The sequence below is a fragment of the Kluyvera sp. NPDC087067 genome, from assembly GCF_044745165.1.
Classification (GTDB): Bacteria; Pseudomonadota; Gammaproteobacteria; order Enterobacterales; family Enterobacteriaceae; genus Kluyvera.
Genome location: NZ_JBIUZS010000011.1, coordinates 36,760 through 49,154, shown reverse-complemented (window position 1 = coordinate 49,154; position 12,395 = coordinate 36,760). Strand labels below are relative to the sequence as shown.

Sequence of the window (12,395 nt, the reverse complement as noted above, 5' to 3'; positions counted from 1 at the left end):
GATGACGTAATTTCTGCCTCGGAGGGATTAAAATATGAATAAAATTTTGTTAGTTGATGATGACCGAGAGTTGACATCCTTACTCAAGGAACTTCTTGATATGGAAGGCTTTAATGTTCTGGTTGCCCACGATGGCGAGCAGGCTTTATCGCTGATTGATGACAGCATCGACCTACTTTTACTCGACGTGATGATGCCGAAAAAGAACGGTATCGACACGCTTAAAGAATTACGACAAACACACCAGACACCCGTCATTATGTTAACCGCCCGTGGAAGCGAGCTGGATCGCGTTCTGGGCCTTGAACTGGGCGCAGATGACTATCTGCCTAAGCCATTTAACGATCGCGAGCTGGTAGCGCGTATCCGCGCTATTTTGCGCCGTTCACATTGGAGCGAACAGCAGCAAAATAGCGAGAGCACGTCGCCGACCGTTGAAGTCGACTCCCTGAGCCTGAATCCAGGTCGTCAGGAAGCCAGCTTTGATGGCCAGACTCTGGAGCTGACCGGCACCGAATTCACCCTGCTTTATCTGCTGGCGCAGCATCTGGGTCAGGTCGTTTCACGCGAACATTTAAGCCAGGAAGTGCTGGGCAAACGTCTTACGCCGTTTGACCGCGCGATTGATATGCACATTTCCAACCTGCGCCGTAAACTGCCGGAACGCAAAGACGGTCATCCATGGTTTAAAACGCTACGTGGTCGCGGCTACCTGATGGTCTCCGCTTCATGATAGGAAGTTTAACCGCACGCATCTTCGCCATCTTCTGGCTTACGCTAGCGCTGGTGTTGATGCTGGTGTTGATGCTGCCTAAGCTCGACTCACGCCAGATGACGGAGCTGCTGGAAAGCGAGCAACGCCAGGGCTTGATGATTGAGCAGCACGTCGCAGAAGAGTTAGCCAACGATCCGCCAAACGATTTGATGTGGTGGCGTCGGTTGTTCCGCGCAATTGATAAATGGGCTCCGCCGGGTCAGCGTCTGTTGCTAGTGACGAGCGAAGGCCGCGTGATTGGCGCTGAACGCAACGAGATGCAGATTATCCGTAATTTCATCGGCCAATCTGATAATGCGGATCACCCGCAGAAGAAAAAGTACGGACGCGTAGAGCTGGTGGGGCCATTCTCTATTCGTGACGGTGAAGACAACTACCAGTTGTACCTGATTCGTCCTGCCAGCAGTTCGCAGTCTGACTTTATCAATCTGCTGTTTGATAGACCTTTGTTGCTGCTTATCGTGACCATGCTGGTCAGCGCCCCGCTGCTGTTATGGCTGGCGTGGAGCCTGGCAAAACCGGCGCGTAAGCTGAAAAATGCGGCAGATGAAGTCGCCCAGGGCAACCTGCGTCAGCATCCCGAGCTGGAAGCCGGGCCGCAGGAATTCCTGGCGGCAGGAGCGAGCTTTAACCAGATGGTGATGGCGCTGGAGCAGATGATGACCGCACAGCAGCGGCTGCTCTCCGATATCTCCCACGAACTGCGCACGCCGCTAACCCGTCTGCAACTGGGCACCGCCCTGCTGCGTCGTCGCAGCGGTGAGAGCAAAGAGCTGGAGCGTATCGAAACGGAAGCACAGCGGCTCGATAGCATGATTAACGACATGCTGGTGATGTCGCGTAATCAGCAGAAAAATGCGCTGTTGAGCGAAACGCTAAAAGCGAATCAACTGTGGGGTGAAGTGCTTGATAACGCTGCATTTGAAGCCGAGCAGATGGGCAAGACATTTAGCGTGGATTACCCGCCAGGGCCGTGGCCGCTGTACGGTAACCCGAATGCCCTGGAAAGCGCGCTGGAGAATATCGTTCGCAATGCGCTGCGCTACTCACATACCAAAATTGCCGTGAGCTTCTCGGTGGACAAAGACGGTATTACCGTCAATGTTGATGATGATGGCCCAGGCGTTAGCCCGGACGATCGCGAGCAGATTTTCCGCCCGTTCTACCGTACCGATGAGGCACGTGACCGCGAGTCTGGCGGCACGGGATTAGGGCTGGCGATTGTGGAAAGCGCCATTCAGCAGCATCGTGGTTGGGTGAAAGCCGACGACAGTCCGTTAGGTGGGTTGCGGTTAACGCTGTGGCTCCCGCTTTACAAGCGAACCTAAAAACACAATCGGCCTGCTTATGCAGGCCGATTTTTTTATGCAGATAATGCCCATAGGCCTGATAAGCGTAGCGCCATCAGGCATTGCCGCGCACATTGCCGGATGGCGGCTATGCCTTATCCGGCCTACTTGCCCCACAAACGTCGCGAGTTATCTTCAATCTTGCCGCTTAAACGCCGCTTCTGCATCGTTCGACTCCAGCTGACCGACAGCCCCGCCGCGCTCAGTAAGCGGTGATACTGGTCATCATCAAACGGCATCGACCAGGCAATCACACCGGCTTCATGCACCGACACATCGCTTAAACGTGAAACCAGCTCAAGCGGCGCATCGCTGAACACGTTACCCCCAGCAATCACCCGATACAGCCAGCCGGTTTTGCCGCTGTTTTGCATCAGCGACGCCATATCGCTTATAGCGAAGTGATAATTGAGCTTAAAGCACGGGGAACGCGGCTGGGTGACCTGAATTAACGTCTCACCCCAACGATAAATATCGCCGATAAAGACGTTATGTTCGTTCATCCCTTCCGTTGACAGGTTTTCACCAAATGCGGGGGCATAAAACAGGGAAGCCTGGTCGGGGAAATCACGCGCCCATTCGGCATAGTGTTCGCGAGGATAGTGGCACAGCGCGCGGTCTGGGCCACCGTGAATTTTCTTTTCGGCCTGTTCATCGCCCAGTAATCCGAGCTCGGTAAGCGCAAGCTCGCCATCCACCTGCACTTTAGCAATGGCGCTAGGGCGGCTACCGTCGTAGTCGCGAATTTTTCCTATGAACACATCAACCGGATAATGCATCTGCTGCTCCTTACGCGGATACAAAAAAGCGAGTCATCAGACTCGCTTCTACAGACCGGCAATGCAAATTATTTTTTAGCGGCGAAACGCGCAGCAGCTTCGTCCCAGTTCACCACGTTCCAGAACTCTTTGATGTAGTCCGGGCGGCGGTTCTGGAATTTCAGGTAGTAAGCGTGTTCCCACACGTCCAGACCCACAATTGGGAAACCGGAAGCGCCAGTAACGGCTTCACCCATCAGCGGGGAATCCTGGTTGGCGGTAGAAACCACAGCCAGCTTGTCGCCTTTCAGCACCAGCCACGCCCAGCCGGAGCCAAAGCGGGTTGCCGCTGCTTTTTCAAATTCAGCTTTGAAGTTGTCAACGGAGCCAAAATCACGCTCGATAGCCGCTTTCAGGTCGCCCTGAAGGGTGGTGCCTTTTTTCAGGCCTTTCCAGAAGAAGCTGTGGTTAGCGTGGCCGCCGGCGTTGTTACGCAGAACGGTTTTCTTATCTGCTGGCAGCTGGTCCAGTTTGGCAATCAGCTCTTCTGCAGACAGAGAAGCGAACTCCGGCAGGCTTTCCAGCGCAGCGTTAGCGTTGTTCACGTAAGCCTGGTGGTGTTTGCTGTGGTGGATTTCCATGGTCTGCTTGTCGAAATGTGGTTCCAGAGCATCGTAAGCGTAAGGCAGTGATGGCAGGGTATAGCTCATAATCATCTCCATTATTATCGGACGGCAAACTGTAAACGCCGCGTAATCAGTTGGTTCATTATAGTTAATTAAATGATATTGAAAATGATTATCAATGCCGTAGTTTTAATAAGGTTATAACACATCCGCATAGTCAGCATTTTGTGAGCAAGAACAGCCCATTACCGCCCTCACTGCCACCTTTTCCGCTTCGATGGCACCAGTCTGAAGGTGAAAAAACTGACGAATTTTTACACTCATCCTGTCGAGAGACGATCAATACAACAAAAGTTGGATGAGGATAAAAATAAATGAATCATGCGATTACGATGGGTATTTTTTGGCATTTGATAGGCGCAGCCAGTGCAGCCTGTTTCTATGCTCCGTTCAAAAAAGTACAGCGGTGGTCATGGGAAACCATGTGGTCAATTGGTGGGATCGTCTCGTGGATAATCCTTCCGTGGGCCATCAGCGCCATGCTGCTGCCTGATTTCTGGGCTTACTATCAATCCTTTAGCGCTTCAACGCTTTTACCCGTATTCCTGTTTGGCGCAATGTGGGGGATCGGTAACATCAATTATGGTCTGACAATGCGGTATCTGGGGATGTCGATGGGCATCGGTATTGCCATTGGGATCACGTTGATTGTCGGTACGCTAATGACGCCGATTCTGAACGGTCACTTCGATGTCCTGATGCATACGCAGGGCGGACAAATGACGCTGCTTGGCGTGCTGGTCGCGGTGATTGGCGTGGGTATTGTGACCCGCGCAGGCCAGTTGAAAGAGCGCAAGATGGGCATTAAAGCCGAGGATTTCAACCTGAAAAAAGGGTTGGTGCTGGCCGTGATGTGCGGCATTTTCTCCGCCGGGATGTCTTTTGCGATGAATGCCGCCAAACCCATGCACGAAGCGGCCGCCGCGCTGGGCGTCGATCCACTGTATACCGCCTTACCAAGCTACGTGGTGATCATGGGCGGCGGCGCGCTGGTGAACCTCGGGTTCTGCTTTGTTCGTCTGGCAAAAGTGAAGAGTTTGTCGATAAAAACCGATTTCTCGCTGCCAAAAGCGCTCATCATCAGCAATATTCTGCTGTCGGCATTGGGCGGTTTAATGTGGTATCTGCAGTTCTTCTTCTATGCCTGGGGCCACGCCAGCATTCCCGCGCAATATGACTACATGAGCTGGATGCTGCACATGAGCTTCTATGTGTTGTGCGGTGGATTAGTCGGTCTGGTACTAAAAGAGTGGAAAAACGCCGGGCGTCGTCCGGTCAGCGTCCTGAGCCTCGGGTGTGTAGTGATTATTATCGCTGCCAATATCGTGGGTTTAGGGATGGCGAGCTAAGTCCTTCAGGCGGCAATGCGACTGCGTTGCCGCCACTGCCCCGGCGTCATGCCCACTTCCCGGTTAAAGACCACCGAAAAATAGTTACTGTCCTCAAACCCACACTGCATTGCCACTTCACCAATCAACATTTCCGTGTGTTGCAGAAGATACTGCGCGTGGCAAATCCGCAGCTGACGCAGATAGTGATTCACAGTCATCCCGGTCTGATTACGAAACTGCTGGCGCAGCGTGCGCTCGCTGCATTCGTGCTGTTCGCAAAAGGAATCCAGCGTAAAGGGACGATTGAGACTGCCCGCCAGCACCGTCAGTAAGCGGTCCAGTAACGCCTCGCTCTGGGTCGCCTCCTGATTATCCGTGGCGTAACGGTAGCGTTTGAGGCACACCACCAGCTGAGCAAACAGCAGTTCGGACATCTCGTTTGCCAGCGCGTCGTCTTTACGACTCTCTTGCTCAAGCTGGGTCATAATCTGCCGCGCCTGATTCATGCCCGTGCTACCAATACGCCAGTGCGGCGCCCAGTGTGAACCGTGCAATCCGGGAATATGGGAAACCCAGTCGAGATTGAGCTTTAAGCGCTCAGGGCAGTAGATAATATTTTGTAAAACCAGATCGTTAACCGAGGCGTAGGAGTGCTTATCTTCCGCGCGGATGTAAAAAAGATCGCCTCGGATAATGCGATAGGGACGGTCGTTGAGGATATGTAAGCCATTGCCGCGCCACACCAGCACCAGCTCGCAAAAGTCATGGGTGTGTTCAGCAAAAACGTTCTGCGGATAGCGGTCTGCCACCGCAACGGCCTGCGTGGGGTTGGCAAAAAAATCAGATTTTCGAAGAATTAACTGGCCGGACACGCGGATACCTCTCGACTCACAGCCGATTATTATTCGCCGTTTTCAGCTAAAAAACGGTGATTACCTTCGCGTTACTGAAGCAGCGTGTCGCGTCCCTGGCGAATATCGCGCGGCGACCAGTTAAATTCCCGGCGGAACAAGGTGGAGAAGTGATTGCTATCGCCAAAGCCACAGCGGTAGGCAATATCGGTCACGCTATCATCGCTATGGCGCAGAAGGTGGCGCGCCTTGATAAGACGCAGCCGATTGAGGTAACGCTGCGGCGTCAGGCCAGTGCAGTGCTTGAGCTGACGATGCAAGGTGCGCAGCGACAAGGAGAAATTATCCGCAAGGGCTTCCCAGCACACCTCTTCGGCAAAGTGGTCTTCAAGCCAGGCCATCAGCTGATTGAGCCGCGCATCGTTATCTTCCGCCCCTTGCTCCTGGCTGCCTTTACGCAGCAATACCAGCAGTTGCATAAACAGAATTTCACGGTTAGCCAACGACATCATATCCATGCCGTCCTTCACTTCCTCCATTTGCCCGACGATAGCGCGCACCTGCTGCAACGTGCTCTGGTTTACGCGCCAATGGGAAGGATAGTGACCGTCGAGTTCCTGCGGCAGCAGTTTATTGAGTCCTGACAAAAACTGGAAAGCATCCGGGGCACGATACAACACGTTAGTCAGACACAGGTTATCCGTATGCTCATACAGATGCCGGTCAAAGTCGCGAACGAAGCAAACAGTTCCTCCACAAATAGTATGTGGCTGACCATTGAACACATGAATACCAGACCCCTGCTCAACAATCACAATCTCATTAAAATCATGATGATGCTCAGGAAATTCACCCTGCGGGAGTCGTTGTTCAATAGCCACGGGCAGACGACCTGAAGAGAAGAAATCAACGCTGTGTAATACGGTCATAACGACTCCTGCCAGATGAGAAAAGTTATCAGGATAGTAATATCCGATGAGAGATCTGACCTTGAAATTTTGACAGCAAAGCGCGCAAATCCGGTCGATTTTTCAAGAAATAGCCGGAAAGATCGGGAAATGCGCTCGCCATCACACCCCCGCCACGCAGTGCCATCGTAGGAATTTGTGAACTCTCTCACGTTCACCTTTGCTTTCTTGCCAGCGCCTTATGGCGACTGTCATTAACGAGAAGGTAGTTCCATAGCCCTTTTTTTAGACTCATGGGTAATGACTCTTAGAAGGACTCTTACCATGACTTTTCGCCATTGCGTGGCCGTCGATTTAGGTGCCTCAAGCGGACGTGTAATGCTGGCACGTTTTGATACCGACACACGCTCGCTGTCACTGCGCGAAATCCACCGTTTCGCGAACAACCTGCATAAGCAGGAAGGTTTTGACACCTGGGACATCGATGGTCTGGAAGCCGAGATCCGTATCGGCCTCAACAAAGTTTGCGAAGCAGGCATTCTTATCGACAGTATCGGTATCGATACCTGGGGCGTGGACTATGTGCTGCTGGATAAAAACGGTCAGCGGGTTGGTCTGCCGGTAGCGTATCGCGACAACCGCACCGATGGCGTGATGGCCAACGCCATGGCGCAGTTAGGTAAAGAGAATATTTATCGCCGCAGCGGCATTCAATTTCTGCCGTTTAACACGCTGTATCAGCTGCGCGCCCTGGTGGAGCAACAGCCGGAGCTCGTCTCCCAGGCCGCTCATGCCTTGTTGATGCCTGACTATTTCGGCTACCGGCTCACCGGCAAGATGAACTGGGAATACACCAACGCCACCACCACGCAGCTCGTCAATATCAACAGCGATAACTGGGATGAAGACCTGCTGAACTGGACCGGTGCTCCGGCCTCATGGTTCGGCACGCCAACGCATCCCGGCAATGTTGTCGGTCACTGGATTTGCCCGCTGGGCAATCAAATCCCGGTGGTTGCCGTTGCCAGCCACGATACCGCCAGCGCCGTTATCGCCTCGCCATTAGCGGGGGCTGACGCCGCCTATCTCTCCTCCGGCACCTGGTCATTGATGGGCTTTGAAAGCAAAAAACCTCACACCAGCGAGCAAGCGCAGCGCGCCAACATCACCAACGAAGGTGGTGCGGAAGGCCGCTATCGGGTGCTGAAAAATATTATGGGGCTGTGGCTTCTACAGCGGGTGCTGAAAGAGCAAAACATCAGCTGCCTGGCAACGCTGATTGCCGAGACGGCAGCGCTACCGGCCTGCCATTGCCTGATTAACCCGAACGATGATCGTTTTATCAACCCAGACAACATGAGCGCTGAAATTCAGGCCGCCTGCCGTGAAAGCGCGCAGCCGGTGCCGATGAGCGCAGCCGAACTGGCGCGCTGCATTTTTGACAGCCTGGCGCTGCTGTATGCCGATGTCTTAAACGAGCTGGCGCAACTGCGCGGTAAGCCATTTAGCCAACTGCATATCGTGGGCGGCGGCTGTCAGAACCAGCTGCTAAACCAGCTGTGCGCCGATGCCTGTGGCATCACCGTGGTGGCGGGGCCGATTGAAGCCTCGACCCTCGGCAATATTGGTATCCAATTGATGACGCTGGATGAACTGACCAACGTTGACGATTTCCGCAAGGTCGTGGGCAGCAACTATGGCCTCACAACCTTTACCCCTAATCCAGACCATGAAATTGCCCGCTATGTTGCGCAGTTTCAGCAACAACGACAGACAAAGGAGCTTTGCGCATGACCACTCAACTTGACCAAGCCTGGGAACTCGCGAAACAGCGCTATGCCGCCGTCGGCATCGATGTCGAAGAGGCGTTACGCCAGCTAGACCGTTTACCTGTATCGATGCACTGCTGGCAGGGCGATGACGTTGCGGGTTTTGAAAATCCAGAAGGCGGTTTAACAGGTGGCATTCAGGCAACCGGTAACTATCCGGGCAAAGCGCGTAACGCGACTGAACTGCGCGCCGATCTGGAGCAGGCGCTGAGCCTGATCCCAGGGCCAAAGCGTCTGAATCTGCATGCAATTTATCTCGAGTCTGAGACCCCGGTTGCGCGTGATCAAATCAAACCTGAGCACTTTAAAAACTGGGTTGAGTGGGCAAAAGAACACAAGCTGGGCCTCGATTTTAACCCATCATGCTTCTCGCACCCGCTGAGTGCAGACGGTTTTACCCTGTCTCACGCCGATCCAAAAATCCGTCAGTTCTGGATCGATCACTGCAAAGCCAGCCGCCGTATTTCCGCTTACTTCGGTGAGCAATTGGGTACGCCATCCGTCATGAACATCTGGATCCCAGACGGTATGAAAGACGTCACCATCGACCGCCTGGCGCCACGTCAGCGTCTGGCTGCCGCGCTGGATGAAGTGATTAGCGAGAAATTCGACCCGGCACATCATATCGATGCCGTGGAGAGCAAGCTGTTCGGTATCGGCGCTGAAAGCTACACCGTAGGTTCCAATGAGTTCTATATGGGCTACGCCACCAGCCGCCAGACCGCACTGTGTCTGGATGCCGGTCACTTCCACCCGACTGAAGTGATCTCCGACAAAATTTCCGCCGCCATGCTGTATGTACCGCGCCTGCTGCTGCACGTGAGCCGCCCGGTACGCTGGGACAGCGACCACGTGGTGCTGCTGGACGACGAAACCCAGGCCATCGCCAGCGAAATCATTCGCCACGACCTGTTTGATCGCGTCCACATCGGTCTCGACTTCTTCGATGCCTCTATCAACCGCATCGCCGCCTGGGTTATCGGCACGCGCAACATGAAAAAAGCCCTGCTGCGCGCGCTGCTGGAGCCAACCGCCGAGCTGCGTCAGTTAGAAGAATCCGGCGACTACACCGCCCGTCTGGCGCTGCTGGAAGAACAGAAATGTCTGCCATGGCAGGCGGTGTGGGAAATGTACTGCCAGCGTAACGATACCCCAGCGGGCAGCCAGTGGCTGGAAAGCGTACGCGGCTATGAGAAAGAGATTTTAAGTCAGCGTGGGTGATTGACCCTCACCCCGGCCCTCTCCCTGAGAGGGAGCAAACCGCCCCCCTCGGCCTGGAAAGTGCGGGGGCGAAAACCATGACACCGAACAGTTCCCTCGTCCCTTTGGGGAGAGGGCTAGGGTGAGGGGAAAACACCTCACCAATACAACAGGACAACAAGACTATGCAGACCATTACCGATTCCTGGTTCGTCCAGGGCATGATCAAAGCCACTTCCGACGCCTGGTTAAAAGGCTGGGACGAACGTAACGGCGGCAACCTGACCCTGCGTCTGGACGAAGCGGATATCGCGCCGTTCGCCGCAGACTTCCACGCCAAACCACGCTATATCGCCCTGAGCCAACCTATGCCGATGCTGGCAAACACGCCGTTTATCGTCACCGGTTCCGGCAAATTCTTCCGCAACGTACAGCTCGACCCGGCCGCTAACCTTGGCGTCGTTAAGGTCGATAGCGACGGCGCGGGCTACCACATTCTGTGGGGGCTGACTCATGAAGCTGTCCCAACCTCCGAGCTGCCAGCGCATTTCCTGTCGCACTGCGAGCGTATCAAACTGACCGGCGGTAAAGACCGTGTGATCATGCACTGCCACGCGACCAACCTGATCGCGCTGACCTACGTGCTGGAAAACGACAGCGCGCTAATCACCCGCAAACTGTGGGAAGGCAGCACCGAATGTCTGGTGGTGTTCCCTGACGGCGTGGGCATTCTGCCGTGGATGGTGCCGGGTACTGACGAAATCGGTCAGGCAACCGCGGTGTCCATGCAGCAGCACTCTCTGGTGCTGTGGCCATTCCACGGCGTTTTCGGCAGCGGCCCAACGCTTGACGAAACCTTTGGTCTGATTGATACCGCGGAAAAATCCGCAGAAGTGCTGGTGAAGGTCTACTCAATGGGCGGCATGAAGCAAACCATCTCCCAGCAGGAGTTGATTGCTCTCGGTCAGCGCTTTGGCGTAACCCCGATGGCCAGCGCACTGAATCTGTATAAGTAAGCATACCGCCTGACCTCAGCCATGAGGTCAGGCTTCAGAATGCATCCCATTATCTCAACGCTGAGCTAATGGGATGAGTTCTTAGCCCGCTTGAGGCACAACTCTTACCCATTCTCCCTCCCTGACCATCACCACAAACCAGCCGAGGGAACACAGGATTTCACAAGTTAGGTATCAAGGAGAAACACCATGAGTTTTATGCTAGCACTGCCAAAAATCAGCCTGCACGGCGCGGGCGCCATTGGCGATATGGTCAATCTGGTCGCCGGTAAAAAGTGGGGCAAAGCGCTTATCGTCACCGACGGTCAACTGGTGAAAATGGGCCTGCTGGACAGCCTGTTTGCCGCGCTGGACGACCATAAAATGTCTTATCATCTGTTCGACGAGGTTTTCCCAAACCCAACGGAAGAGCTGGTGCAAAGAGGCTATGCGGCATATCAGGCTGAACAGTGCGACTACATCATCGCCTTTGGCGGCGGTAGCCCAATTGATACCGCAAAAGCGGTGAAGATCCTGACCGCCAACCCTGGCCCTTCCACCGCCTATTCCGGCGTGGGCAAAGTGGCGAACGCGGGCGTGCATCTGGTGGCTATCAACACCACCGCCGGTACCGCAGCCGAGATGACCAGTAACGCGGTGATCATCGATTCCGCCCGCCAGGTGAAAGAAGTCATTATTGATTCCAATATCATCCCGGATATCGCCGTTGATGATGCCAGCGTTATGCTCGATATCCCCGCTTCCGTCACCGCCGCAACCGGGATGGATGCCTTAACCCACGCGGTGGAAGCTTACGTGTCCGTGGGCGCACATCCGTTAACCGACGCTAACGCGCTGGAAGCGATTCGCTTAATCACCCTGTGGTTGCCTAAAGCCGTAGACGACGGTCACAATCTGGAAGCGCGCGAGCAGATGGCGTTTGGCCAGTATCTGGCGGGAATGGCCTTTAACAGCGCCGGTCTCGGTCTGGTGCACGCGTTAGCGCATCAGCCGGGCGCAACGCATAACCTGCCGCACGGCGTCTGCAACGCCATTTTGCTGCCGGTGATTGAGAACTTTAACCGCCCGAATGCGGTTGCACGTTTTGCGCGCGTGGCGCAGGCGATGGGCGTCGATACCCGCAATATGAGCGATGAAACGGCGAGCATGGAAGCCATCAACGCTATTCGTCAGCTCAGCGCTCGCGTGGGTATTCCACAGGGATTCAGTCAACTGGGCGTGACGAAAGACGACATTGAAGGATGGCTGGATAAAGCGCTGGCCGATCCCTGCGCGCCATGTAATCCACGTACCGCCAGCCGCGATGAAGTTCGCGAGCTGTATCTGGAGGCATTATGATCCGCAAAGCCTTTGTGATGCAGGTTAACGCCAATGCACATGAAGAGTACCAGCGCCGCCACAGCCCAATCTGGCCGGAGCTGGAAGCCGTACTGAAATCACACGGTGCGCACCACTACGCGATTTATCTCGATAAAGAACGCAACCTGCTGTTCGCGACCGTTGAGATTGAATCTGAGGAGCGCTGGAACGCCGTTGCCAGTACGGAAGTCTGCCAACGCTGGTGGAAGCATATGACTGACGTGATGCCGTCTAACCCGGACAACAGCCCGGTGAGCGCAGAGCTTAAAGAAGTGTTTTATCTGGCGTAGTGATACTTCATGCCCGATGGCGCTTTGCTTATCGGGCCTACGC

General features: G+C 54.6%; 12 protein-coding genes. 8 read left to right on the top strand and 4 right to left on the bottom strand.

The window, feature by feature from the left end:
- Nucleotides 1–34 precede the first annotated feature (34 nt).
- Entirely contained in the window at nucleotides 35–733 is a 699-nt protein-coding gene (gene cpxR / locus ACIPDS_RS20600) for an envelope stress response regulator transcription factor CpxR (RefSeq protein WP_166517104.1), read from the top strand.
- Nucleotides 730–2,103: an envelope stress sensor histidine kinase CpxA gene (gene cpxA, locus ACIPDS_RS20595; RefSeq protein ID WP_400739926.1), complete on the top strand. Its 1,374-nt coding sequence runs from the start codon at nucleotides 730–732 to the stop codon at nucleotides 2,101–2,103. Before cpxR ends, cpxA begins: the two co-directional genes overlap by 4 nt.
- 125 nt (nucleotides 2,104–2,228) lie before the next feature.
- Here cpxA and yiiM read toward each other — a convergent pair whose 3' ends face one another.
- Entirely contained in the window at nucleotides 2,229–2,903 is a 675-nt protein-coding gene (gene yiiM, locus ACIPDS_RS20590; RefSeq protein ID WP_400739923.1) for a 6-hydroxyaminopurine reductase, read from the bottom strand.
- A gap of 68 nt (nucleotides 2,904–2,971) precedes the next feature.
- A complete protein-coding gene (gene sodA, locus ACIPDS_RS20585) occupies nucleotides 2,972–3,592 on the bottom strand; it encodes a superoxide dismutase [Mn] (protein ID WP_400739920.1) in 621 nt (206 codons plus the stop codon).
- Nucleotides 3,593–3,882: 290 nt separating this feature from the next.
- Between sodA and rhaT the strand changes: the two genes are divergently transcribed.
- Nucleotides 3,883–4,917 carry an L-rhamnose/proton symporter RhaT gene (rhaT, locus tag ACIPDS_RS20580; protein WP_400739917.1) on the top strand — a complete coding sequence of 345 codons (1,035 nt, stop codon included), beginning with the start codon at nucleotides 3,883–3,885 and terminating at the stop codon, nucleotides 4,915–4,917.
- Nucleotides 4,918–4,922: 5 nt separating this feature from the next.
- Here rhaT and rhaR read toward each other — a convergent pair whose 3' ends face one another.
- The gene (gene rhaR / locus ACIPDS_RS20575; RefSeq protein ID WP_400739915.1) at nucleotides 4,923–5,771 is read right to left on the bottom strand and encodes an HTH-type transcriptional activator RhaR; all 849 of its coding nucleotides are present in this window, start codon (nucleotides 5,769–5,771) and stop codon (nucleotides 4,923–4,925) included.
- A gap of 71 nt (nucleotides 5,772–5,842) precedes the next feature.
- On the bottom strand, nucleotides 5,843–6,679 hold the full coding sequence (gene rhaS, locus ACIPDS_RS20570; protein ID WP_166517092.1) for an HTH-type transcriptional activator RhaS: 837 nt from the start codon (nucleotides 6,677–6,679) through the stop codon (nucleotides 5,843–5,845).
- A 303-nt stretch (nucleotides 6,680–6,982) separates the two neighbouring features.
- Here rhaS and rhaB point away from each other — a divergent pair, with 303 nt between their 5' ends.
- The 5 genes from rhaB (at nucleotide 6,983) to rhaM (ending at nucleotide 12,352) form a co-directional block, all read left to right on the top strand.
- A complete protein-coding gene (rhaB, locus tag ACIPDS_RS20565; protein ID WP_400739912.1) occupies nucleotides 6,983–8,452 on the top strand; it encodes a rhamnulokinase in 1,470 nt (489 codons plus the stop codon).
- The gene (gene rhaA / locus ACIPDS_RS20560) at nucleotides 8,449–9,708 is read left to right on the top strand and encodes an L-rhamnose isomerase (protein WP_400739909.1); all 1,260 of its coding nucleotides are present in this window, start codon (nucleotides 8,449–8,451) and stop codon (nucleotides 9,706–9,708) included. The genes rhaB and rhaA overlap by 4 nt, the downstream gene beginning before the upstream one ends.
- Before the next feature lie 164 nt (nucleotides 9,709–9,872).
- Nucleotides 9,873–10,703: a rhamnulose-1-phosphate aldolase gene (rhaD, locus tag ACIPDS_RS20555; RefSeq protein ID WP_400739907.1), complete on the top strand. Its 831-nt coding sequence runs from the start codon at nucleotides 9,873–9,875 to the stop codon at nucleotides 10,701–10,703.
- A 189-nt stretch (nucleotides 10,704–10,892) separates the two neighbouring features.
- Complete coding sequence (fucO, locus tag ACIPDS_RS20550) at nucleotides 10,893–12,041, top strand: lactaldehyde reductase (RefSeq protein ID WP_400739904.1); 1,149 nt, start codon at nucleotides 10,893–10,895, stop codon at nucleotides 12,039–12,041.
- Entirely contained in the window at nucleotides 12,038–12,352 is a 315-nt protein-coding gene (rhaM, locus tag ACIPDS_RS20545) for an L-rhamnose mutarotase (protein WP_400739901.1), read from the top strand. Before fucO ends, rhaM begins: the two co-directional genes overlap by 4 nt.
- Nucleotides 12,353–12,395: the final 43 nt, after the last annotated feature.